Source organism: Streptomyces sp. NPDC003635 (genome assembly GCF_053587635.1).
In genome coordinates this window covers 29,839-52,949 of record NZ_JBSFOK010000050.1, presented here as the reverse complement: position 1 = coordinate 52,949, position 23,111 = coordinate 29,839, and the positions used below count along the sequence as shown (strand labels likewise).

Genomic DNA, 23,111 nt, shown 5'->3' with positions numbered 1-23,111 from the left:
CTCAATATGCGGTGGTGCCCTGCTCGGGTGGTAGTGGAATTCTGCTTTTCGCTTGTGCACCGGGGCAGTTGCCGTGCCTATGCTGCAATACATGCGCGGCATACTTCTCGCCGGTGGCACGGGGTCGCGTTTACGGCCCCTCACCCAGGCGGTTTCCAAGCAGCTCATGCCAGTGTTCAACAAGCCGATGATCTATTACCCGTTGACCACCCTCATCAATGCGGGGGTCTCGGAGATTCTGATCATCACGACACCCCATGAGCGGGAACAGTTCCAGCGCCTGCTGGGCGACGGTTCGCAGTGGGGGCTCCGGCTGGAGTACGCCGCCCAGGAACGCCCCGAGGGGATCGCGCAGGCCTTCCTGATCGGGGCCGAGTTCATCGGCGACGACCCGGTGGCGCTGATCCTGGGCGACAACATCTTCCACGGCACCGGGCTCGGCACGCAGTTGCGGTCCAGGCGGGAGATCACCGGTGGCTGGATCTTCGCCCACCAGGTGAAGGACCCCACCGCGTACGGCGTGATCGAGTTCGACGAGCAGGGCAGGGTGACCTCCATCGAGGAGAAGCCGGCCGAGCCCAAGTCGCCCTACGCGGTCCCGGGTCTGTACTTCTACGACAACGACGTCATCGACATCGCCCGCAATCTGCGCCCCTCCGCCCGGGGCGAGCTGGAGATCTCCGACGTCAACGCGGAGTACATCCGGCGCGGCCGGCTCCAGGTCACCGTGCTGGAGCGGGGCACCGCCTGGCTCGACACCGGGACCTTCACCTCCCTGGTGGAGGCGGGCGAGTTCGTCCGGGTCCTGGAGGCACGGCAGCGGCTGATGATCGGCTGTGTCGAGGAGGCCGCCTGGCGCGCCGGGCTCATCGACGACACACAGCTCGCCAAGCTCGCCGAGCCGCTGCTGCAGAGCGGATACGGCCGGTACCTGCTCGAACTGCTCGAGCCCAACCCCCCGACTGCCACTGCCCACTAGGAGGCACCGTGCGGATCCGACCGCTGTCGATCGAGGGGCTGTGGGAGGTCACCCCCCAGCAGCACGCCGATGCCCGGGGCCGGTTCATGGAGTGGTACCGCTTCGACCGGCTGGCCGAGGCGGTGGGGCATCCGCTGGACCTGCGGCAGGCGAACCTCGCGGTCTCCTCGCTCGGCGTGGTGCGCGGCATCCACTTCGCCGATGTGCCGCCCGGCCAGGCCAAGTTCGTGACCTGTCCGGCCGGCGCGGTCCTCGATGTGATCGTGGACGTGCGTGAGGGCTCGCCGACCTTCGGGAAGTGGGAGGCCGTACGGCTGGACGGGGACACCCGCAAGGCGGTGTACATCTCGGAGGGGCTCGGGCACGGGTACTGCGCGCTGACCGACGAGGCCACCGTCGCCTACCTCTGCTCCGCTGTCTACGCCCCCGACCGGGAGCGTGCCCTGCACCCCATGGACGCAGACCTGGACATCGACTGGCCGCGGCTCGGCGAGCCGTGTCTCTCCGAGCGCGACGCCGGTGCGCCCACCCTCAAACAGCTCGGCCAGGAAGGGCTGTTGCCCGACTACGACGCCTGCAGGCGCTTCACCGCGTCCCTCGACGCGCAGGCCCTGAAGGGAACCTCCGCATGAGCGCCCCCGCCGCAACGCACGTGGAACACCGCGCCGAGGTCGCCGCGCCGGCCGCGCTGGCGTACCGGCTGCTCGCCGACGTCAGCCACGGGCCACGGCTGTTCCCGAACGTCGTGCACATGGAACGCTTCTCCGGCGAGGGCGACACGGAACGGGTCGGCGTCTGGCTGACGTCCGGGGACCGCGTGTTCCCCTGGGTCGCCCTGCGCACCCTCCACGCCGACGAACTGCGTGTCGACTACCGCCAGGAGACCACCCAGGCTCCCGTCGCCGACATGGGCGGCGGTTGGATCGTGGAACCGCTGTCGGAGCGGACCTGTCTCGTGCGGCTGCTGCACGACTACCGGCCGGCCTCCGACGACCGAGCCACCCTGGACTTCATCGCCGAGACTCTGGACCGCAACAGCGCGGCCGAGCTGGCCGCGTTCAAGGAGTCGGCCGAGCGTGAGGCCGCCGACGAGCGGCTCGTCGTGGAGATCGAGGACACCGCGACGGTCGACGGCTCGGCCGCGGACGTGTACGAGTTCCTGGCGGACGCGGCGGCCTGGCCCGGGCGGATCCCGCACATCGTGTCGGTGGACGCGCGCGACGGCGGCGAGAACGTGCAGCTGCTGGACTGGGTCACGCACACCGAGAGCGGGGTGGACCACCCCTCCAAGGTCGTCCGCGTCTGCTTCCCGCGGGAGCGGATCGCGTACAAGCATCTGCTGATCCCGCCGCTCGCCGTGGTGCACACCGGCAGCTACCTCGTCGAGGAGGACGGGGACAAGACCCTCGTGGCCTCACGGCACACCGTGGTCCTCGCCGAAGGCACCGACGATGTGCCGCAGGCCCGCGACTTCACCCGTCGGGCGCTGAGCACCAGCAGCCGCCAAGTCCTCGCCCGCGCGAAGGAGTTCGCGGAGCGCAGGCGGCACGGCGGGTGACGATCCCCGAGCGGTCAGACGGTGAGCACCACCTTGCCGCACACATGGCCGCCCTCGACCTCGCGGTGTGCCTCCTCAGCGGCCGTCAGCGCGTAGGAGGCGCCGATCGGCAGCACCAGCAGCCGCCAAGTCCTCGCCCGCGCGAAGGAGTTCGCGGAGCGCAGGCGGCACGGCGGGTGACGATCCCCGAGCGGTCAGACGGTGAGCACCACCTTGCCGCGCACATGACCGCCCTCGACCTCGCGGTGTGCCTCCTCAGCGGCCGTCAGCGCGTAGGACGCACTGATCGGCAGCACCAGCTCGCCACCCGCCGCGAGGCCCGCCAGCTCGGCCAGCACATCGGCGGAACGGGCCCCTCGCAGCCGTACGATGCCGTGCTCGTCGGCCGCCCGCTGGTCCACGGTCGTACCGATCCGGGAGCGGTCGGCGACGAGTTCCAGGGAGGCGTCCACGGCCGCCCCGCCGACGGCGTCCAGGACGACGTCCACGGGGGCGATGTCCCGGACGCGCGCGACGAGCCCTTCGCCGTACACGACCGGTTCCGCGCCCAGGGACCGCAGGTAGTCGTGGTTGCGCTCGCTCGCGGTGCCGATGACGCGTGCGCCCAGGCGCCGGGCGAGCTGGACCGCGACGGTGCCGACTCCCCCGGCCGCGGCGTGCACCAGCAGGGTGTCGCCGGCACCGACCTTCAGCTCCCGCAGCGCGTTGTACGCGGTCTGCCCCACGGCGGACAGGGCGCCGGCCACCTCCCAGGACAGCGCCCCGGGCTTCACGGCGACCGCGTCGGCGGGGACCGTGAGGACCTCGGTGTAGGCGGCCATCGCGGTGAAGCCGAGCACCTCGTCGCCCACGGCGAATCCGGTGACCTCGGCGCCGACCTGGTCGATCACGCCCGCGTACTCGTTGCCGAGCCGCTGCGGGAACGTGACCGGGACCATGCCCTCGAAGTCCCCGCGGCGCAGCTTCACGTCGACCGGGTTGACCCCGGCGGCGCGGACCCGGACGCGCACCTCGCCGGGTCCCGCGACCGGTTCCTGGAACTCCAGCGGGCGCAGTACCTCGGGACCTCCGTACGCGGAGAACGCGACTGCCGTGGCCATGTGGTGTTCCTCCCGTTGCAGCACATCCGGTCAGCGATTCCCAACCACCCTACGATGCTTGGCAGTTGAGGCGCTGGAGGTGCGTCTCGGAAGCGGGAGTGAGCCATGGCTGAGAAAGACGCCGGCGACAAGCTGGACGCGCGTCTGGTGAGACTCGGCGCGATCATCGTCTGCGGCGCGTTCCTCTCGGCCATGGACGCCACCATCGTCTCGGTCGCGCTGGACAGCATCGGCCAGGAGTTCGACGCACCCCTCTCCTCGCTCCAATGGGTCGCGGCCGGGTATCTGCTCGCCCTCGCCATGGTGGTCCCGGTCACCGGCTGGGCCGCGGAACGCTTCGGCGCCCGGCGCATGTGGCTGTTCGCGCTCTCGCTGTTCGTCGCGGCCTCCGCGCTGTGCGGCGCGGCCTGGTCGGTGGAGAGCCTGATCGTCTTCCGGCTGTTACAGGGCCTGGGCGGCGGCCTGATCCCGCCGCTCGCCCAGATCCTGCTGGTGCGGGCCGCCGGGCCGCAGCGGATCGGCCGGGTGATGACCCTGGTGAGCGTGCCCACCCAGCTCGCGCCGATCGTCGGACCGAGCGTAGGCGGTCTGCTCATCCACGACCTCGGCTGGCGGTGGATCTTCTACGTCAATCTGCCCCTCGGCGCCGCCGCCCTCCTCTTCGCCTTCCTCGCCCTGGAGAAGGACACCCCCGAGCCGGGCACCTCGGGCCGCCTCGACGTCCTCGGCCTGCTGCTGCTCTCCCCCGGTCTGACCGCGCTGCTGTACGGCCTGTCCGTGCTGGAGGAGGCCCCGGACGGCTTCGGCTCCACGGAGGTCCTGGCCTACGTCGGCGGCGGTACGGCCCTGCTCGCGGCGTTCGTCGCGCGGGCCCTGCGGCAGCGGGACGTGCCCCCGGTCGTCGATCTGCGGTTGTTCGCCAACCGGGCGTTCGCCGTCTCCTCCGGGCTGCTGTTCCTGCTCGGCGCCGTCCTGTTCGGCGCGATGTTCCTGCTGCCGCTGTACTACCAGCAGGTGCAGGGGCACGACGCCCTGCGGGCCGGGCTGATGCTGGCCCCGCAGGGCGCCGGGACGGTGGTCGCGCTCGCGGTGGCCGGCGCGCTGGTGGACCGGCTCGGGCCGCGCTGGATCGTGCTGATCGGCATCGCGCTGACCCTCGTCGGCACCCTCGCCTTCACCCGGGCCGGCACCGACACCAGCGACGCGCTGCTGACCTGCTCGCTGGTGCTGCGCGGCCTGGGCCTCGGCGCGGTGGCCACCCCGCTGACCGCCTCCGCGTACCGCTCACTGGCCAAGGAGGACGTGCCCCGGGCCGCGGGGGCGCTCGTCATCCTCCAACGCGTCGGCGGCTCCCTGGGCACCGCGGCTCTCGCCGTGCTCCTCCAGTCCCGGCAGGGCGGCGAGGAGCCGTCCGCCGCGGAACTCACCGACGCCTTCAACACCACCTTCTGGTGGACCGTCGCGCTCAGCGCGCTGGCCCTGGTCCCGGCCCTGTTCCTGCCCGGCCGCCCGCGCGAGGCCGAGGGCGCCCCCGAGTCGGACGACGGCTCAAGCACCGCGTCAGCGGATTTCGAGCGGCGGCCGTAAGGCTGCGCGGCACCACACCGTACGAAGAAGGAGGGGCCGCCATGCCCGCCACCGCCACCCCGTCTCCCCGCGGCCGGACCCGCCGGCGCGCCCTGCGCACCCTGGCCGCCGCCGCACTGGTCGTCCCCTCGCTGCTCGCCGCCGGCGGCACCGCGCAGGCGGACGGCGAGGCGGCCAAGCGCTACTCGCCGGTCGGCGCGTGGACGGCCCAGGTGACCACCTCGATACCCAGCGCCGGCACCACGAGCTTCACCTTCCTCTCCGACGGAACCATGGGCAACGCCACCGACACCTGGTACCGCACGGGCCGGACGACGTTCTCGTACGACATCGCGCACCCGCACAAGGACGCCGCCGGCAATGTCGACGGCTCGGTCGTCGGGCACCAGGACGCCGTGCTGAGCGACAACGACCACTGGACCTCCCACGGCGTCTCCAAGGTCCTCGACCTGCAGGGCAACGTCGTGAGCAGCTTCACGGTGGACGTCGTCGCCACCCGGACCTCGTAACACCCCCTCAGGACCCGGTGCCCCGAGCGCGACCCCCCTTCCCGCCTCGGGGCACCGCTCGTTCTCGACCGACGAACGGAGTCCCGACCATGCGTGTGCTGTTCGCCTCCCCACCCGCCCTGGGCCATCTCTTCCCGGTCATCCCGCTCGCCTGGGCGCTGCGGTCCGCGGGCCACGAGGTGCTCGTCGCCTCCTCCGACACGGCGGTGGACGCGGCCGTGCAGGCGGGACTGCCCGTCGTCGACGTCTCCCCCGGCACCGACTTCGACCAGGTCTTCGGCGGCGGCCCCCAGCTCTCGCCGGACGAACTGGCGCGGCAGATGAAGGTGCGCGGCCAGGCGATCGTGAAGGCGGGGGGCGCCACCACCCCGGCGATGCTGGAGCGGTTCGCGACCGTCAGCGACCTGATGGCGGACGGCACGCTGCGCATCGCCGACCGGTGGCGGCCCGATCTGGTGGTCCACGGTCGGCTCCAGGGCGCGGGGCTGCTCGCCGCGCGGCGGCTCGGGGTGCCCGCGGTGGAGCACGGGTTCGGGATGCTCCGCGAGGGCGGCTTCGCGCGGGGCTTCCTGCCGTACCTCGCCCCCTCCTTCGAGCGGCACGACGTGCCCGTGGAGCTGCCCGCGCACGCCGTCCTGCACGTCGGCCCGCCGAGCCTGATGCGGGGCGAGGGCGAGGGCTGGACCATGCGGTACGTCCCCTACAACGCGGGCGGTGAACTGCCGGAGTGGCTCACCGCGCCCCGGCCGCGGGCCCGGGTGGCCGTCTCGCTCGGCACCATCGTGCCGAGGATGCTGGGCACCGGCGGTCTGGAGAAGCTGCTGGGAGCCGCAGCCGAGACCGACGCGGACTTCGTCGTCACCGGCATGCGCGAGGAGGACCTGCCGACCGTGCCGGACAACGTAAGTGTCGTGCGCTGGCTGCCGCTCAACGCGCTGCTGGAGCGGTGCGACGCCACCGTGCACCACGGCGGCTCCGGCTCCACGCTGACCGCGCTCACCTTCGGCCTGCCCCAGCTGCTGCTGCCGCACGGGGCGGACAACTTCGTCAACGCGGACGTCGTCGACCGGGCGGGCCTCGGTCTGTCCGTCGACCCGCACGAGGTCACCACCGACACCCTGGCCCGGCTGCTGACGGACCAGGAGCTGCGGGGCGCGGCCGGACGGGTGGCCGAGGAGGTCGCGCGGCAGCCGTCACCGGCCCGCATGGCGGGTGTGCTGGAGGATTTCGCGGCCCGCTGACCCACCTGCGCGGCCCGCCGGCCGGCACACAGAGGGAGGGACCGACCGGCGTCGGTCCCTCCCCCGTGTTGTTCACAGGTTGTGGATGCCGCCGTCCACCAGCAGCACCACACCCGTGGAGTACGCGGCCTCCGCGAGCCCCAGCACGGCCTCGGCCACGTCCTCGGGCGTGCCGATCCGGCGCAGCGGAGCCCCTGCGGTGACCGCCTCGCGCGGCCCGGTGAAGTCCGCGGTCCAGGGCGTGTCGATGAGCCCCGGGGCGACCGCGTTGACCCGCACCTCGGGCCCGGCGACATTCGCCAGCAGCCGCGTCAGATGGTTGATCGCCGCCTTGCTGACGGCGTACGGGATGGAGCTGCCCGTCGGCTTGACGCCGGCGATCGAGGAGATGTTGACGATCGCCCCGCCGCCGTCCGCCTTGAGGTGCGGCATCGCGGCCACGCTCATCTGCCAGGTGCCGACCACGTTGACGTCGAGGATCTCCCGCCAGACGGCGGGCGAGGCGGCCTCGAGGTCGGCGTGCGGGATGAGCCGGGTGGCGCCGGCGTTGTTGACCAGCAGGTCGAGCCGGCCGAGCCGCTCCACCACCGTCCGAACGATCCGCGCCGCCTGCTCCTCCACCGCGATGTCGCCCTGGACGTAGACGGCACCGGGCAGCGAGTCGGCGAGTTCCTTGCCCTCGTTCGGCGTGTTGCGGGAGTTGACCGCCACCCGGTAGCCCGCGGCGGCCAGGGTCCTGGCGGTCGCCGCGCCTATCCCGGAGGTCGAACCGGTCACCAGGGCGGCTCGCTGCGTCGACATGTGTGTGCCTCCTTGGGGAGTACGAGTCAGACCGTGCCGTCGTGCGTGACCCGCCGGTACCGGACGAGCCAGTCCCCCTCGTGGCGAACCAGGGTGTCCTCGGCGTAGGTGCTCGCCGTGATCTGCGGCCGCCCGCCGCGCTCGGTGGCCATGGAGAAGGCGTAGTAGCGCGTCCGTACGACGCCCTGCTCGTCCTCCGGGTCCACTTCGAGCATGCCGAGCCAGTGGCGGCGGGTGATGCCCTCGGCGACGATCTGGTCCACCCGCTTCTGGGAGGCCACGGCGATGTTCACGCGGCCGGTCAGCGGTTCGGCGACGTTCTGGTCGAAGACGCCGTCCTCGGTGAACGTGTCCGCCCACTCCTCGACGGCACCGTGGTCGAGCAGCCGCATCTGTCGGGCGTAGAACTGCTGGATCTGCTGGAACAGACTGCCCGTCATGGAGTGCTTCTCCCTCTTCTCCGCTGCGCGGGGCCCTCGTCTTCCGGCAGAGACTGACACCGGACTCTCAAGGTGAACTCGATTCATCGCACAGCGGCTGCCACGACGCTTCCTCCACGGCATCCACCTCGGAAGGGAGACCATTCATGAGGCTCGACGGAAGGGTCGCGGTCGTCACGGGCGGCACCAAGGGGCTCGGCCGGCGGATCGTCGAGGCGTTCGCGCGCGAGGGCTGCAAGGTCGTCGCGGTGGGCCGGGACAAGAGCGCCGGGGCGGACCTCGCGGAGGGCGAGGGCGAAGTGACGTTGCGCGAGGCGGACGTACGGGACCCGGGGTCGGTGAGCGAGCTGATGCGCGCCGTCGCCGAGTACCACGGCCACCTGGACGTCGTGGTCGCCAACGCCGGGGTCAGCCGTCCGGGTCCGGCGGCCGGGCTCGACCCGGACCACTTCGCCGAGACGATGGCGACGAACCTCGGCGGTGTCTTCCACTGCACCCGGTACGCGGTGCCGTACCTGGAGGCGAGCGAGTTCGGCGGGCGGATCGTCAACCTGTCCTCGGCGCTGGCCACCCGCGTCGCCCCGGGCGCTTCCGCGTACGCGGCGAGCAAGGCGGCGGTGGAGATGTTCACCAGGGTGACGGCGGTGGAACTGGCGCCGAAGGGCATCACCGTCAACGCGCTGTGCCCGGGCCTGATCGACGAGGGCATGACCCGCTCGATCAAGGACAACGAGCGGGTCTGGGCGGTGTATCAGCCGAAGCTGGCGATGGGCCGGCTCGGCACCCCGGACGAGGTGACCGCCGCGGCGGTGTTCCTCGCGGGGGCGGAGAGCTCGTACGTGAACGGGCATGTGCTGGAGGTGAACGGCGGGCTCAACTGGTAGGACCCGCGACGGCCGGCGTGCTCGACGCCGGCCGTCGTACGGGTCAGGCGCTCTCCGCCTCGGAGGCCGCGAACGCCTCGTTGACCACGGCCAGGAACTCGCGGGGCGTCTGCGCGATGGACGCGGCGTCCTCGTTGACCTCGATCCGGTGCTCGCGCTCGATCCGGCCGGTGATCTGGAGCACGGCCAGCGAGTCGTACTTCAGCTCGATCCACGTCTTGTCGAGGATGTCGCCGTCCAGGTCGACGGACTCGTCCGCTCCGGCACTGTCCCGCAGCAGCTCGGTCAGTTGGGTGAGCGTGATTTCGTTCGGCATCGTCACTCCGTCTGTAGAAGTCGGTATCTCAATCTGCTGAGCCGGTTTCTCAATCGGCGCGGCGGACCACCATCGCCGCGTTGAAGCCGCCCCGGCCGCGGGCCAGCACCAGGGCGGTGCGCAGCGCCGCGGGGCGGGGCCCGCCGGTCACCAGGTCCAGGGGCAGACCGGCGGCGGGACCGTCGACGTTGACGGTCGGGGGGATCACCTGGTCGCGCAGGCAGAGCAGGGCGGCGGCCAGGTCCAGGGAGGCCGCACCCGAGGAGAGCCGGCCGGTCATCGTCTTCGGTGCGGTCACCGGAACGCCGTTCGGACCGAAGAGCGCGGAAAGGGCGAGGGCCTCGGCTTGGTCGGCGGCGACCTCGCCCGCCGCGTCCGCGAACACCACGTCCACGTCCCCGGCGGACAACCCCGCGTCCCGCAGGGCGAGTTCGGCCGCGTCCCGGAGCCTGGAGTCACCGCCGAGGGAGGGCGCCGGGTCGAAGGTGGCCGCGTACCCGGCGATCGTCCCGTACACCTCGGCCCCCCGCTCCCGGGCGGCCCCCGCGTCCTCGGCGACCAGCAGGGCGCCCCCCTCGCCGACGACATGCCCCGAGGCGTCGGCCGAGAACGGCAGATAGGCGCGGTCCGGGTCGGTGGCCGTGCTCAGCCGGCCGTCGGCGATCTGCGCGGCCCAGCCCCATGGGCACAGCGCGGAGTCGACCCCGCCGGTGACCACGAGGCGGATGCCCTTGCGCAGTTGCCGTCGGGCCTGGGCGACCGCGTCGAGCCCGCCCGCCTGTTCGGTCACCAGCACCCCGCTAGGCCCGCGCAGCCGGTGCCGGATGGAGATCTGGCCGGTGTTGACGGCGTAGAACCAGGCGAAGGACTGGTACGCGCTGACGTACCGCGAGCCCTTGCTCCACAGCGCCTCCAGCTCGCGCTGGCCGAACTCGAAGCCGCCCGCGGAGGCGGCGGTGACCACGCCCGCCGCGTAGTCGGGCAGTTCGGCGGTGTCGACGCCCGCGTCGGACAGGGCCTCGTCGGCGACGGCGAGCGCGAGCCGGGTCATGTGGTCGGTCTGCGGCATCAGCCGCCCGGGGATGTGCTCGGCCGGGTCGAAGCCCCGCACCTCCCCGGCGAGGCGGGCCGGGTACTGGGCGGGGTCGAACCGGCTGATCTCCCGGATCCCGCTCTCCCCGGCCAGGGTCGCCCGCCACCACTCCTCCCGCCCGAAGCCGTTGGGCGCGGCCACTCCGATGCCGGTCACGACCGGGGGTGCGGTGGCCTGGGCGGCAAGCGTGGGCTCGGCGCGGGTCGCCACGTCCGTCATCGGGCGTCTCCCTTCTCGGGGCGGATGAGGACCATCGCGCTCTGGAAGCCGCCGAAGCCGCTGCCGACGCTGAGCACGGTGTCGGTGCGCTGCTCCCGGGCGGTCAGCGGGGTGTAGTCCAGATCGCAGGCCGGGTCGGGGGTGTGCAGGTTCGCGGTGGGCGGGATGACGTTGTGCTCGATGGTCAGGGCGCTGGCCGCGACCTCCAGCGAGCCGATCGCGCCGAGCGAGTGACCGATCATCGACTTGATGGAGCTGACGGGCGTCTCGTACGCGTGGCTGCCCAGACTGCGCTTGAAGGCGGCCGTCTCGTGCCGGTCGTTCTGCTTGGTGCCCGAGCCGTGGGCGTTGACGTAGTCGACGTCCGTGGGATCGATCCGCGCCTCGTCGAGGGCGACCCGGATCGCCTCGGCCATCTCCTCGCCGTCCGGGGTCAGACCGGTCATGTGGTACGCGTTGCAGCGGGTGGCGAACCCGGCGATCTCGGCGTAGACGTGCGCCCCGCGCGCGCGGGCCCGGTCGAGGTCCTCCAGGACCAGTACGGCCGATCCCTCCCCCAGCACGAAGCCGTTGCGGGAGGCGTCGAACGGCCTGGAGGCGGTCTCCGGCTCGTCGTTGCGCGGCGAGGTGGCCTTGATGGCGTCGAAACAGGCCATGGTGATCGGGGAGATGGGCGCCTCGGTGGCCCCCGCGATCATCACGTCCGCGCTGCCCTCCCGGATCAGCTCGACGGCGTGACCGAGCGAGTCGAGCCCGGAGGTGCAGCCCGTGGACACCATGGACACCGGGCCCTGGGCGCCGGCGCGCCAGGCGACCTCGGCGGCCATCGACGACGGCACGAAGTAGTCGAAGAGATGCGGTACGGCGAGGGTGTGGTCGACCTGCCAGGTGGAGCCGCCGCGGCTGACGACGTCGTACTCGGTGTCCAGGCCCATCGTGCAGCCGACCGCGCTGCCGAGGGTGACGCCGGTGCGCAGCGGGTCGAGGCCCTGTTCGAGGCCGCTGTCCCGCAGCGCCTCGCGGGCGCTGACGAGGGCGAACTGGGCCGCCCGGTCGAGGCGTTCGGCCTCCTCGGGGGTGAAGCCGTGCTCCAGCGGGTCGAAGTCGGCCTCGGCGGCGATCCGGGACCTGAACTGGGTGGCGTCGAAGGTCGAGATGGACCGGGTGGCGGTCCGGCCGGAGGTGATCAGGGACCAGAACTCCTTCGTTCCCACCCCTCCTGGGGCGACCACCCCGATCCCGGTGATGGCGACACGACGGTTCATCGGCTGCCCTTCATAAGTGTTTCCGGTCGTCAGTCGGCACGTTCATCAGTGGTTGCGCGCGTACGAGAGGCGGTGCACGTCCCGGCAGAGCCGGGCCAGCAGTTCGGGCAGGGCCCGGCCCCGCAGGAAGTGGTGGTCCCCGGTGACGGTCCGCTGGGCGTGGATCCCGTCGGCCCACGCCCGCCAGCCGGCCATCACCTCGGGACCGGCCACCGGGTCCTCGGTGCCCGCGACGGTCACCAGCGGGGCGGCCAGCGGTCCGTCGGCGGCCCGGCGCAGCTCGCGGGCGAGCCGAAGGTCGTCCCGGATGACGTCCAGCGCCGTGCGCTGCCAGATACCGCGGCGCGGAGTGCCCGGCTCTACCGCGCCGAACGCCTCCAGCACGTCGAACAACTGGTCGTCGGGCAGCTCGCAGGCGTCCGCGAGCGCGGACTCGGCGTCCGGCGGCGGACAGGCGCCCAGCACGACGAGCATCGGCGCGGTGCGGTGCGACCGCTCCAGGGCGCGGGCGACGGAGTAGGCGATCAGCCCGCCCAGGCTGTGCCCGTACAGGAGGTACGGCTCCTCGGGCGGTGGCCCGTGCCGGCGCAGCAGATCGGCGAAGAGGCCCCGCGTACTGGTGACCCGCGCCTCCCGGCGCCTCGGGCCGCGTCCGGGGAGCAGCACCGGGACCGGCCGCGCCGAGGTGCCGAGCACCGTGGACCAGCCGCCGAACGCGGAGACACCGGCGCCCGCGTGGGGGAAACAGAACAGCTGCGGGCGCGCTCCCGCCGGCCGGGGAGGTACCTCGGTGCGTGTCGTGATCCGGGAAGTACGGGTCATCGCCGCCTCTTGGGTCGTCGCGGGTCGGGTCAGTCTGGGAAGACGACCTCGACCACAGATGGAGCGGCGGTGGTGTCACGCCACAGCCACGCCCGGCGTCAGGGACCGCCCGTCGTCCCCTGAGGTCCCTTCGAGCGCCCTTCCAGGAGCGGCTGTGAGCATCCCCGCGTTGTCGGGACCGTTCGGAGCACCGTCAGGAGGACGAATGTCGGAACAGGAGTCGCGGACCGCCGTGGTGACCGGCGCGACCAGCGGAATCGGCCTGGCCACCACGCGGCTGCTGGCGCGCCAGGGCTACCGGGTCTACCTCTGCGCCCGCACCGAGGACAGTGTGCTGCGCACGGTCAAGGAACTGCGCGAGGAGGGCCTCGACGTCGACGGCCGTCCCTGCGACGTCCGGTCCACCGAGGACATCCAGCGGTTCGTGCAGGCCGCCGTCGACCGGTACGGCACCATCGACGTGCTGGTCAACAACGCGGGCCGCAGCGGGGGCGGGGTCACCGCGGACATCGCCGACGAGCTGTGGCTGGACGTCATCGCCACCAACCTCAACAGCGTGTTCCTGATGACCCGTGAGGTGCTGAACACCGGCGGGATGCGCCACAAGGACCGGGGCCGCATCATCAACATCGCCTCGACCGCGGGCAAGCAGGGTGTGGTGCTCGGCGCCCCCTACTCGGCCTCCAAGCACGGCGTGGTCGGCTTCACCAAGGCCCTCGGCAACGAGCTGGCCCCCACCGGGATCACCGTCAACGCGGTCTGCCCCGGCTATGTGGAGACCCCCATGGCACAGAAGGTGCGCTCGGGTTACGCGGCGGCCTTCGACACCACCGAGGAGCAGATCCTCGCGAAGTTCCAGTCCAAGATCCCGCTGGGCCGCTACTCCACGCCCGAGGAGGTCGCCGGGCTCGTCGGCTATCTGGTCACCGACACCGCCGCCTCCATCACCGCCCAGGCCCTCAACGTCTGCGGTGGTCTCGGCAACTTCTGACCTCCGCCGGAGCCCTCGCGCGAGCGCGACGTCCACCGGAGCTTCCCGTCCGAAGACCGTCCGATGACCCGTCCGATGACCCGTCCGATGAGGTGACACCGATCATGACCGTACGCGAGGTCGAGCACGAGATCACCATCGAGGCCCCGGCGGCCGAGGTGTACCGGCTGATCGCCGATGTGGAGAACTGGCCCCTGATCTTCCCGCCCTCCGTCCACGTCCAGCGCGTGCCGCTCGCGGGGAACGAGGAGCGGATCGGTATCTGGGCCACCGCCAACGGCAGCGCGAAGAGCTGGACCTCCCACCGGGTCCTGGACCCCGAGGCGCGGCGCATCACCTTCCGCCAGGAGGTGTCCACACCGCCGGTGGCCGCGATGGGCGGCACCTGGATCGCCGAGGAGCTGGGCCCGGAGCTGACCCGGGTGCGGCTGCTGCACGACTACCGGGCCGTCGACGACGACCCCGCCGGGCTCGAGTGGATCGACGAGGCCGTGGACCGCAACAGCCGGCAGGAACTCGCCGCGCTGAAGGCCAACGTGGAGCTGGCCACCGGCACCCCGGACCTGGTGCTGTCCTTCGAGGACAGCGTCGAGATCAACGGTTCGGCCAAGGACGTCTACGCCTTCATCAGCGAGGCGAACCTGTGGCAGGAGCGGCTGCCGCACGTCGCCAAGGTGGACCTCCAGGAGGAGACGCCCGGGCTCCAGGTGCTGCGGATGGACACGCTGACCAAGGACGGCTCGCAGCACACCACCGAGTCGGTCCGGGTGTGCTTCCCGCACCACCGCATCGTCTACAAGCAGACCACGCTGCCCGCGCTGATGGCCCTGCACACCGGGTACTGGCAGCTGGAGGAGGACGAGCGGGGAGTCACCACCGCCACCTCCCAGCACACGGTGATCCTCAACACCGAGAACATCCCCGTGATCCTGGGCGAGGACGCGGACGTCCCGCAGGCCCGCACCTTCATCCGCAACGCCCTCGGCACCAACAGCCGGGCCACCCTGGGCCACGCCAAGAAGTACGCGGAAGACAAGGCGGGGCGGTGAATCCGCCGCTTCAGGACACCGGCGCCTTCGCGGAGTGGTTCGCCGAGCGGCGGGCGGCGAACCACTACCGCGTGACGCGGGTACCGCTCGACGCCCTGGACGGCTGGCACTTCGACGCCACGACCGGGAACCTCGGCCACCGCAGCGGCGGCTTCTTCACCGTGGAGGGGATCGAGGCGTCCCTGGGCGAGGACAGCGGCACCTGGACGCAGCCGATCATCATCCAGGACGAGATCGGCATCCTGGGGATCCTGGTCAAGCGGTTCGGCGGGACGCCGTACTTCCTGATGCAGGCGAAGATGGAGCCGGGCAATGTGAACACGCTCCAGCTGTCCCCGACGGTCCAGGCCACGCGCAGCAACTACACGCGCGTGCACCGCGGCAACGCGGTCCCCTTCCTGGAGTACTTCGTGGACCCCCGGCAGGGCCGCCGGGTCTTCGACGCCCTCCAGTCCGAGCAGGGCTCCTGGTTCCTCGCCAAACGCAACCGGAACATGATCGTGGAGGTGCCGGAGGACACCGAGGTGCCCGCCCACGACAACTTCCGCTGGGTGAGCCTGCCGCTGCTGAAGGACCTGCTGCGGATCGACAACGTCGTCAACATGGACTCCCGGACCGTGCTGTCCGGTCTGCCCTTCCTCCACGACGACCAGGACCGGGGCGGCCCGTGGCCGCACACGACGGCGGAGATCCTCAGCTGGTTCACCGAGGCGCGCAGCAACCACGTTCTGGAGCGGCGGCGCATCCCGCTGAACCAGGTGAAGGGCTGGAGCCGGGGCCCGGACCGCATCGAGCACGAGCGGGGCACCTTCTTCACCGTCCTCGGGGTCGACGTCGAGGCCAGCAGCCGGGAGGTGGCCCGCTGGTCGCAGCCGCTGCTGGCGCCGGTGGACCGGGGCGTGGTCGCCTTCCTCGGCCGGCGCACCGCACCGGACGCGGACTGGCAGCTGCTCGTGCACGCCCAGAGCGAGGCGGGCACCTCCGACGTGGTGGAGATGTCCCCGACGGTGAACTGCGTCCCCCAGAACTACGCGCACCTGCCCGCCGGACAACACCCGCCCTTCCTGGACCAGGTGCTGTCCGCGCCGCCGTCCCGCGTCCACTTCGACACCGTGCTCTCCGAGGAGGGCGGCCGCTTCCACCACGCGGAGAACCGCTACCTCCTGGTCGAGGTCCCGGAGGACTTCCCGGCCGACGTACCGGACGACTACATCTGGATGACCCGCCGCCAGCTGACCGGCTTCGTCCGCTACGGCAACCACGTCAACGTCGTCGCCCGCTCACTGCTCGCCTGCCTCATGGACTAGGGAGACCCGGATGCCCGATCCCGTACGCCTGGGGCTCCTCGGCTGCGCCGACATAGCGACCCGCAAGGTCCTGCCCGCCCTGCCCTCGGTCCCCGGGACCGGGCTGCGGCTGGCGGTCGTCGCGAGCCGCACCCCGGAGAGGGCCAAGGAGGTGGCCGCCCGCTTCGGGGCGCGAGCGGTGTCGGGATACCCGGAGCTGCTCGCGGACCCCGAGGTCGAGGCGGTGTACGTCCCGCTGCCGCCCGCCCTGCGCGAGCCGTGGGTGCGCCGGGCCCTGGAAGCGGGCAAGCACGTCCTCGCGGAGAAGCCCCTGACCACGGCCCCGAGGGAGACGGCCGCCCTGGCGGCGCTGGCCGAACTGGCAGGTCTGGCGCTGATGGAGAACTACATGTTCGTCCATCACGCCCAGCACGCGTACGTACGAGAGCTGCTGGCCGAGGGCGCGATCGGCGAACTGCGGGGCGTCCAGACCTCGTTCACCATCCCGCCCCGCCCCGCCGCCGACCACCGGCTGCGTTCCGACCTCGGCGGCGGAGCCCTCCTCGACGGCGCGGGCTACCCGGTGCGGGCCGCGCAGTTCTTCCTCGGCGACGACCTCGCCGTGCTCGGCGCGAGCCTGAAACGGCACCCGGAGCACGGCGTGGACATCGCGGGCGACGCGCTCCTGCGCGGACCCACCGGGGTCACCGCCCAGGTCGGCTTCGGCATGGAGCACTTCTACACGGCCCGCTACCAACTCCTCGGCAGCGCCGGCCGGATCACCGTGGACCACGCCTTCAGCACCCTCCGGGACCACCGCCCGCTGGTCCGCCTCGACCGCCAGGACCACCAGGAACTGCGCACCCTGCCGGCGGACGACCAGGTCGCGAACACCCTCGCCCGCTTCACCGAGGCCGTCCGCGCGGGCGGCCCCACCGGGATCGCGACGAGCGTGGCGCAGGCCCGGATCGTCGAGGCGATCCGAAAGTCCGCGGCCGACCACCGATGAGTTCTCCGCCCGCCCCCGGTCTGATCTCCGACAGCGCACGCACCACGACAGGAGACGACCGAGATGACCACCCCCGCCGTCAAGGGCCCCGCAAGCTACTTCCCCTCCATCGAGAAGAAGTACGGCCGTCCGATCGCGGAGTGGAAGGACCTGATCCGGGCCTCCCCGCTCACCCGGCACATGGAGCTCGTCAACTGGCTCAAGTCCGAGCACGGTCTGGGCCACGGCCACGCCAACGCCCTCGTCGCCCACACCCTCGCCGAGTCCGGCTCCTGAGTCAGCTGTTCCACGTCTCGTCGTACGGGTCCTGCGGGGCCCGCACCAAAACCGCCTCCGTCACCAACAGATACGGAACGGGGGCGCCGTTCACCGGATCCTTCGTGGTGCGGGGGGTGTAGAGGCCCGTCACCCGGAGCCAGGTGTCCGGGCGGAGGACGGGTGGGACCTCTCCCGTCAGGGCGATCTTCACCGGCTGGGCGTCCGCCGCACAGCAGTTGAGCGTCATCCGGACCAGGTACGGGGTGCCGGAGGGGGCCGTGGCCACGAATCCCGTGATCTCCAGCCGACGGCCCTTCAGCGAGCGGCCGTGGTCGTAGACGGCTCGGGCCGCGTAGTCCGCCACGGCCAGCCGCAGGGTGCCGGTGGGCGGCAACTCGGCGTAACCGTAGGGCTTTTGCAGGGCCGTTCCGGCGCGTACGGCGCTGTAGGAACCCAGGGCCGGCGGGGCGACCAGGATCAGGGCGAGCAGGGGAAGGGCGAGGAGCCAGCTGATGCGGGGCTCGGGATGGCCGGCGTGGGCGGGGGCCCCGCGTTCGTACCAGACCGTCGCCAGCGCCGCCACGATCAGTACCACCGCCGACAGCAACAGCAGCGGACGCAGCCCTGATTTGACGTACCGCAGATAGAGGTCGGTCGTCCCGGCGTGCAGCAGCGCCGCGCCGAGCAGGAACAGGAGCGCCGCCTGCGCCTGCCGCGTCACAGGAGCACCGCCCCGGTCAGCGTGGAGACCGCCACCGCCATCACGAAGGTCGCCGGGGCGAAGCGCAGCGCGAAGGCCCGGCCGAAGGTGCCGGCCTGCATCGCGAACAGCTTCAGGTCGATCATCGGGCCCACCACCAGGAAGGTGAGCCGGGCCGTCAGGGAGAAGTGCGTCAGCGACGCGGCCACGAACGCGTCCGCCTCCGAGCAGATCGACAGCAGTACCGCGAGGCAGGCCAGGGAGAGGACCGCCAGCGCCGGGTTGGCCGCGACCTCGCGCAGCCAGCTGTCCGGCACGGCCGACTTCAGGGTCGCCGCCGCCATCGCGCCGACCACCAGGAAGCCCCCGGCGTGCATCACGTCGTGCCGCACCGAGGACCAGAACGCGGCGCCCCTGCTGAGGCCCTCCTGGGACGGCCGGGACGGCGGGCGCAGCCAGTCGGTGCGGCCGAGGCGCAGCCAGAGCCAGCCCATCGCACAGGCCACCAGCAGACTCGCGACCAGTCGGGCCAGGACCATCTCGGGGTTCCCGGGGAAGGCGACCGCCGTCGAGGTCAGCACGATCGGGTTGATCGCGGGCGCGGAGAGCAGGAAGGCCAGCGCGGCGGCCGGCGTGACTCCCCGGCGGACCAGCGCCCCGGCCACCGGCACGGACGCGCACTCGCAGCCCGGCAGGACCGCGCCCGCGGCGCCCGCGACCGGCACCGCGAGGGCGGGACGGGAGGGCAGGGCCCGGGCGAAGAACGACGGGGGCACGAACACCGCGATCGCCGCCGAGAGGAGGACCCCCAGCACGAGGAAGGGCAGCGCCTGGATCACCACCGCCACGAACACCGTCGTCCAGCTCTGCATCACCGGTGACGACAGCGCCCCGCGCAGCGGGTTCTGCAGGACCACGGCGAGGACGAGCAGGGTGATGAAGGTGAGCGGGGTGCGGGTGTGGCGGTCGTCGTCCCGCTGGTCGGGGGGCCGGGTTCGGGTGCTGGTCGCCACGGGTGGTCGCGTCCCTCCGGTGCGCTCTGTGCGGTCTTCCTCCCCTTTCTTACGGGGAGTTGGCGCCCATTGTTCAGATGCGTGCTGGAACCACCCGTCCCGGTGAGGCAGTCTTTCCCCTCGTGGGGAGCGTACCGAGTCAGGGTCAGCCGGGTGGTGCGCCACCGGCGCACATGGTGGTGTGCGGCGACGACGGGCTCGCGCACCGCCTCGCCGCCGAACTCCGGGGTGTCTACGGCGAACAGGTCACGCTCGTCGTGCCGCCCGCCGAACGGGGGTTACTGCCGCCGGTGGTCGGGCGGGCCCGGGCGGCTTCCGCCGCGCTGCTCGACCGGATGGTCAGCGCAGCCGTCGGCCGGGCCGGGGGCAACGGGACACAGCCGCAGCCCGACACCGCGCGCGTGGTCGAGGCCGACGAGATCACCGAGGCCGTGCTGGCGGAAGCGGGCGTCGAGCGGGCCGCCGCACTCGCGCTCGTCCATGACGACGACGAGGCCAACATCCGCGCCGCCCTGACCGCCCGGCGCCTCAATCCAGGTCTCCGCCTGGTCCTGCGGCTCTACAACCGGCGGCTCGGGCAGCACATCGAGGAACTGCTGGATCAGGCCGCCGCGCTGGCCACGGGGGACGGGGTCACGGACGCCTCCACCACCGTGCTGTCCGACGCCGACACCGCCGCTCCCGCGCTGGTCGCCACCGCGCTCGTCGGCACCAGCAAGGTCGTCCAGACCGACGGCTTGCTGCTGCGGGCGGTGGAACGCCAGCCCGCCGGACCCGGAGAGGTGGCTGCCCCCGGACTCGCCACGCTGGCGCTGCTGTCCTCCTCGGGGACCGACGGGGAGCAGGAACCGCAGTTGCTGCCCGACGAGGCCGCGGTGCGGGCGGCGCGGGGGCGGGGGGCCGTCGTCCTGGAGCAGGTGTCGTACTCCGGGCCCTCCATGTCGGGCGGGCGGGGTGTCGTACCGGCGTTCGCGTCCCTGTTCTCGCGGCGGCTGCGGTGGTCGCTGGCGGGTCTGGTGGGCTGTGTCCTGGCCCTGGCGGTGGCGCTGACGGTGGTCACGGACGATCACCCGCTGCACGCCACCTACGAGACCCTCCTCGACCTCTTCGCGATCAACGAACCCGCGCTGAACGAGTCCACGGGCCGACAGGTGCTGCAACTCCTCTCCGGGCTGCTCGGTCTGCTGTTGCTGCCGGTGCTGCTGGCCGCCGTGCTGGAGGCGCTGGGCACCTTCCGCACCGCCTCCAGCCTGCGCAAGCCGCCCCGCGGCCTCGGTGGGCACGTGGTGCTCCTCGGGCTCGGGAAGATCGGTACGCGGGTGCTGACCCGGCTGCGGGAGCTGCACATCCCGGTGGTGTGTGTCGAGTCCGACCCGGAGGCGCGGGGGATGGCCACCGCCCGGCAGCTGCGGGTACCGGTGGTGCTGGGGGACGTGACGCAGGAGGGCGTGCTGGAGGCCGCCAAGATCCATCGCGCGAACGCGCTGCTCGCGGTGACGAGCAGTGACACGACAAACCTGGAGGCCGTGCTGGCGGCCCGGTCCGTCCGCCCCGACCTGCGGGTCGTGCTCCGCCTCTACGACGACGACTTCGCCACGGCGGTGTACCGCACGCTGCGCGCGGCGCATCCGCGCGCCTCGACGCGGAGCCGGAGCGTGACGCACCTGGCCGCGCCGGCCTTCGCCGGGGCGATGCTGGGGCGGCAGATCCTGGGGGCTGTCCCCGTCGAGCGACGGGTGCTGCTGTTCGCGTCCGTCGAGGTCGGCGGGCTTCCGCAACTGGTCGGGCGGACGGTGGGGGAGGCCTTCCGGGCGGGGGCCTGGCGGGTGCTGGCACTGGACACGGCGACGGCCACGGAGGAGGCGGGGGGCGCGGACGCGCCGGGGCTGGTGTGGGATCTGCCCGACACGTACGTCCTCCGGGCCGAGGACACAGTGGTGCTGGCGGCCACGCGCAGGGGGTTCGCGGAGCTGCTGGGGCGCAGGCGCCGGGAGCCGGCGGGGGCGTGAGGGGGTACGTCCGGCCGGACGTACCCCCTTCTCCTGCTAGCCCTTCGGCAAGTGCCGTTCCGCGAAGTCCAGTTCCAGCCTCACCTGCTTGATCCGCTCGTCCACCACCAGCGACCCGTGACCGGCGTCGTAGCGGTAGACCTCGTGGACCGCTCCCCGGGCCTCCAGACGCTTGACGTAGTTGTCGATCTGGCGGATGGGGCAGCGGGGGTCGTTCACGCCCGCCGAGATGTAGACGGGTGCCTTGACCTCGTCCACGTACGTGAGCGGTGACGACGCCTCGAAGCGCTCCGGGACCTCCTCCGGGGTGCCGCCCAGCAGCGTGCGGTCCATCGCCTTCAGCGCCTCCATCTCGTCGTGGTACGCCGTGACGTAGTCCGCCACCGGCACCGCCGCGATGCCCAGCGCCCACGCGTCGGGCTGGGTGCCCAGCCCCAGGAGCGTGAGGTAGCCGCCCCAGGAGCCGCCGGTGAGGATCAGCCGGGCGGGGTCGGCGAGGCCGGACTCGATCGCCCACTCCCGGACCGCCGCGATGTCCTCCAGCTCGATCAGGCCCACCCGGTGCTTCAGCGCGTCCGTCCAGGCCCGGCCGTAACCCGTCGAGCCCCGGTAGTTGACCCGGACGACCGCGTAGCCGTGGTCCACCCAGGCCGCCGGGCCCGCCGCGAAGGCGTCGCTGTCGTGCCAGGTCGGGCCACCGTGGATGTCGAAGACCGTGGGGAGCGGCCCGGTGGCGCCCGCCGGCTTCTGGACCAGGGCGTGGATCCGGCCGCCCGGGCCCTCCACCCAGACGTCCGCCACGGGGACCGAACCCGGGGACTTCATGCCCGGAGGGTCCAGGACGACCTTGCCGGTCGTCGAACGGACCGTCGACGGCTCGGCGGCCGAGGACCACAGGAACTCGACCGTGCCGTCCGGGCGGGCCGTCGCACCCGAGACGGTGCCCTTCGGCGTGGGGATCCCGGTCAGCTCGTGGGTGGTGAGGTCGTAGCGGAAGAGCTCGCTACGGGCCTCGTGGCTGTGCGCGACCAGCAGCCCCGAGCCGTCCGGGTACCACTCGGCGCTCACGTCGCCCGGCAGGTCCAGGACCAGGTCCGTCTCCTCGCCCGTGGCGACGTCCCACACCAGCGGTTCCCAGCGGCCGCGGCGCTGGTGGCCGACGAGGAGGCGGCTGTCGCCGTCGACCGGGGCGAAGCCCAGCACCTCGAGGCCCAGCTCCACGGTGCCGCCCTTGGTGTCGTCCAGCTCGGCCACCGCCGTGCCGTCCGGACGCAGCACCCGCAGCGCGGAGTGCATGGCGTCGCCGTGCTCGGTGTGCTCGACGGCGATCAGCGAACCGTCGTGGGAGAGATCACCGACGCCCGCCGACTCGCGGTGGCGGTAGAGCTCGGCCGGGGGCTCGCCGAGGCGGGCGAGATGGATCGTCGTGCCCTCCTCGTCCGTGGAGCGGCCCACGATCGCCGTACGGCCGTCGCGGCCCAGGGCCAGGCCCGCGGGATAGGAGGGGTCGAGGCCCGGGGTCGCCAGCTCGTCCTCACCACCCGCGAAGGGCTGGCGGCGCCAGACGCCGAACTCGTCGCCGTCCTTGTCGTCGAACCACCAGATCCAGGCGCCGTCCGGGGAGAGCACGCCGTCCGTCGTGCCGTTCGGCCGGTTCGTCACCTGGCGCTGCTCGCCGGTGGCTCGGTCCCAGGCGTACAGCTCGTACGTCCCCGTCGCGTTCGACACGAACAGGGAGCGGTCCGGGGCGTCCTCCGCCCAGTCCGGCAGTGACACCCGGGGCGCCCGAAAGCGCTTCTCCCAGTCCGGCAGCTCCCGGCTCTGCTTCTGCTGATCCGGCGCGGCGGACCCGTTGCTCTCAGTCATGGCCCCATAGTGCCCGCCCGAGCCGACAATGCGCTGGCCCGGTCATCGCCCTGTGGACAACTTCCCGCCGCGTTCGCTGCGACCCCGCGGGACCGGTGCCCTGGGGGTGCCCGTAC

Annotated in this window: 24 protein-coding genes; 13 read left to right on the top strand and 11 right to left on the bottom strand. The window is 72.3% G+C overall.

Annotated features, from left to right (window positions below):
- Positions 1-91 precede the first annotated feature (91 nt).
- Genes rfbA through ACWDRW_RS33480 form a run of 3 tightly spaced genes read left to right on the top strand, consistent with a single transcriptional unit; the run spans position 92 to position 2,537 of the window.
- Positions 92-979, top strand: coding sequence for a glucose-1-phosphate thymidylyltransferase RfbA (rfbA, locus tag ACWDRW_RS33490; RefSeq protein WP_451730080.1), 888 nt, complete (start codon positions 92-94; stop codon positions 977-979).
- Between the two features lie 14 nt (positions 980-993).
- Complete coding sequence (locus ACWDRW_RS33485; RefSeq protein ID WP_451730107.1) at positions 994-1,611, top strand: dTDP-4-dehydrorhamnose 3,5-epimerase family protein; 618 nt, start codon at positions 994-996, stop codon at positions 1,609-1,611.
- Complete coding sequence (locus tag ACWDRW_RS33480; RefSeq protein WP_451730077.1) at positions 1,608-2,537, top strand: aromatase/cyclase; 930 nt, start codon at positions 1,608-1,610, stop codon at positions 2,535-2,537. The genes ACWDRW_RS33485 and ACWDRW_RS33480 overlap by 4 nt, the downstream gene beginning before the upstream one ends.
- Positions 2,538-2,551: 14 nt before the next feature.
- Here the strand turns inward: ACWDRW_RS33480 and ACWDRW_RS33475 are convergent, their stop codons facing one another.
- Entirely contained in the window at positions 2,552-2,653 is a 102-nt protein-coding gene (locus ACWDRW_RS33475) for a zinc-binding dehydrogenase (RefSeq protein WP_451730074.1), read from the bottom strand.
- Positions 2,654-2,731: 78 nt separating this feature from the next.
- Entirely contained in the window at positions 2,732-3,637 is a 906-nt protein-coding gene (locus ACWDRW_RS33470; RefSeq protein WP_451730071.1) for an NADP-dependent oxidoreductase, read from the bottom strand.
- A gap of 105 nt (positions 3,638-3,742) precedes the next feature.
- Between ACWDRW_RS33470 and ACWDRW_RS33465 the strand changes: the two genes are divergently transcribed.
- The 3 genes from ACWDRW_RS33465 (at position 3,743) to ACWDRW_RS33455 (ending at position 6,974) form a co-directional block, all read left to right on the top strand.
- On the top strand, positions 3,743-5,224 hold the full coding sequence (locus ACWDRW_RS33465; RefSeq protein ID WP_451730068.1) for an MDR family MFS transporter: 1,482 nt from the start codon (positions 3,743-3,745) through the stop codon (positions 5,222-5,224).
- A gap of 41 nt (positions 5,225-5,265) precedes the next feature.
- A complete protein-coding gene (locus ACWDRW_RS33460) occupies positions 5,266-5,733 on the top strand; it encodes a hypothetical protein (RefSeq protein ID WP_451730065.1) in 468 nt (155 codons plus the stop codon).
- A gap of 89 nt (positions 5,734-5,822) precedes the next feature.
- On the top strand, positions 5,823-6,974 hold the full coding sequence (locus ACWDRW_RS33455; protein WP_451730063.1) for a nucleotide disphospho-sugar-binding domain-containing protein: 1,152 nt from the start codon (positions 5,823-5,825) through the stop codon (positions 6,972-6,974).
- A 72-nt stretch (positions 6,975-7,046) separates the two neighbouring features.
- Here the strand turns inward: ACWDRW_RS33455 and ACWDRW_RS33450 are convergent, their stop codons facing one another.
- Positions 7,047-7,775: an SDR family NAD(P)-dependent oxidoreductase gene (locus tag ACWDRW_RS33450; RefSeq protein WP_451730060.1), complete on the bottom strand. Its 729-nt coding sequence runs from the start codon at positions 7,773-7,775 to the stop codon at positions 7,047-7,049.
- Between the two features lie 26 nt (positions 7,776-7,801).
- Complete coding sequence (locus ACWDRW_RS33445; protein WP_451730057.1) at positions 7,802-8,215, bottom strand: nuclear transport factor 2 family protein; 414 nt, start codon at positions 8,213-8,215, stop codon at positions 7,802-7,804.
- A 146-nt stretch (positions 8,216-8,361) separates the two neighbouring features.
- On the opposite strand from ACWDRW_RS33445, the gene ACWDRW_RS33440 reads away from it, so the two are divergent.
- The gene (locus ACWDRW_RS33440; protein ID WP_451730055.1) at positions 8,362-9,099 is read left to right on the top strand and encodes an SDR family NAD(P)-dependent oxidoreductase; all 738 of its coding nucleotides are present in this window, start codon (positions 8,362-8,364) and stop codon (positions 9,097-9,099) included.
- Between the two features lie 43 nt (positions 9,100-9,142).
- On the opposite strand, the gene ACWDRW_RS33435 is transcribed toward ACWDRW_RS33440, so the two are convergent.
- From ACWDRW_RS33435 to ACWDRW_RS33420, 4 genes are read right to left on the bottom strand one after another with little or no spacing between them, the layout of a single operon-like run.
- The gene (locus ACWDRW_RS33435) at positions 9,143-9,415 is read right to left on the bottom strand and encodes a phosphopantetheine-binding protein (protein WP_451730052.1); all 273 of its coding nucleotides are present in this window, start codon (positions 9,413-9,415) and stop codon (positions 9,143-9,145) included.
- A 49-nt stretch (positions 9,416-9,464) separates the two neighbouring features.
- The gene (locus tag ACWDRW_RS33430) at positions 9,465-10,727 is read right to left on the bottom strand and encodes a ketosynthase chain-length factor (RefSeq protein ID WP_451730049.1); all 1,263 of its coding nucleotides are present in this window, start codon (positions 10,725-10,727) and stop codon (positions 9,465-9,467) included.
- On the bottom strand, positions 10,724-11,992 hold the full coding sequence (locus ACWDRW_RS33425) for a beta-ketoacyl-[acyl-carrier-protein] synthase family protein (RefSeq protein ID WP_451730047.1): 1,269 nt from the start codon (positions 11,990-11,992) through the stop codon (positions 10,724-10,726). The genes ACWDRW_RS33430 and ACWDRW_RS33425 overlap by 4 nt, the downstream gene beginning before the upstream one ends.
- 45 nt (positions 11,993-12,037) lie before the next feature.
- Positions 12,038-12,814 carry a thioesterase II family protein gene (locus tag ACWDRW_RS33420; protein WP_451730044.1) on the bottom strand — a complete coding sequence of 259 codons (777 nt, stop codon included), beginning with the start codon at positions 12,812-12,814 and terminating at the stop codon, positions 12,038-12,040.
- 205 nt (positions 12,815-13,019) lie between these two features.
- On the opposite strand from ACWDRW_RS33420, the gene ACWDRW_RS33415 reads away from it, so the two are divergent.
- The 5 genes from ACWDRW_RS33415 to ACWDRW_RS33395 all read left to right on the top strand — a co-directional run bounded on the left by ACWDRW_RS33415 (position 13,020) and on the right by ACWDRW_RS33395 (position 17,425).
- On the top strand, positions 13,020-13,805 hold the full coding sequence (locus ACWDRW_RS33415; protein ID WP_451730041.1) for a 3-oxoacyl-ACP reductase: 786 nt from the start codon (positions 13,020-13,022) through the stop codon (positions 13,803-13,805).
- A gap of 104 nt (positions 13,806-13,909) precedes the next feature.
- Positions 13,910-14,854 carry an aromatase/cyclase gene (locus ACWDRW_RS33410; RefSeq protein WP_451730039.1) on the top strand — a complete coding sequence of 315 codons (945 nt, stop codon included), beginning with the start codon at positions 13,910-13,912 and terminating at the stop codon, positions 14,852-14,854.
- Complete coding sequence (locus ACWDRW_RS33405) at positions 14,851-16,161, top strand: NDP-hexose 2,3-dehydratase family protein (protein ID WP_451730037.1); 1,311 nt, start codon at positions 14,851-14,853, stop codon at positions 16,159-16,161. Before ACWDRW_RS33410 ends, ACWDRW_RS33405 begins: the two co-directional genes overlap by 4 nt.
- Before the next feature lie 10 nt (positions 16,162-16,171).
- The gene (locus ACWDRW_RS33400) at positions 16,172-17,149 is read left to right on the top strand and encodes a Gfo/Idh/MocA family protein (RefSeq protein WP_451730035.1); all 978 of its coding nucleotides are present in this window, start codon (positions 16,172-16,174) and stop codon (positions 17,147-17,149) included.
- A gap of 63 nt (positions 17,150-17,212) precedes the next feature.
- Entirely contained in the window at positions 17,213-17,425 is a 213-nt protein-coding gene (locus tag ACWDRW_RS33395; protein ID WP_451730032.1) for a DUF4287 domain-containing protein, read from the top strand.
- A 1-nt stretch (position 17,426) separates the two neighbouring features.
- Here the strand turns inward: ACWDRW_RS33395 and ACWDRW_RS33390 are convergent, their stop codons facing one another.
- A complete protein-coding gene (locus ACWDRW_RS33390) occupies positions 17,427-18,128 on the bottom strand; it encodes a TIGR03943 family putative permease subunit (RefSeq protein WP_451730030.1) in 702 nt (233 codons plus the stop codon).
- The gene (locus tag ACWDRW_RS33385; protein WP_451730027.1) at positions 18,125-19,120 is read right to left on the bottom strand and encodes a permease; all 996 of its coding nucleotides are present in this window, start codon (positions 19,118-19,120) and stop codon (positions 18,125-18,127) included. Before ACWDRW_RS33385 ends, ACWDRW_RS33390 begins: the two co-directional genes overlap by 4 nt.
- Before the next feature lie 173 nt (positions 19,121-19,293).
- Between ACWDRW_RS33385 and ACWDRW_RS33380 the strand changes: the two genes are divergently transcribed.
- Positions 19,294-21,129 carry an NAD-binding protein gene (locus ACWDRW_RS33380; protein WP_451730105.1) on the top strand — a complete coding sequence of 612 codons (1,836 nt, stop codon included), beginning with the start codon at positions 19,294-19,296 and terminating at the stop codon, positions 21,127-21,129.
- 36 nt (positions 21,130-21,165) lie between these two features.
- On the opposite strand, the gene ACWDRW_RS33375 is transcribed toward ACWDRW_RS33380, so the two are convergent.
- Complete coding sequence (locus ACWDRW_RS33375; protein WP_451730024.1) at positions 21,166-22,995, bottom strand: prolyl oligopeptidase family serine peptidase; 1,830 nt, start codon at positions 22,993-22,995, stop codon at positions 21,166-21,168.
- Positions 22,996-23,111 lie beyond the last annotated feature (116 nt).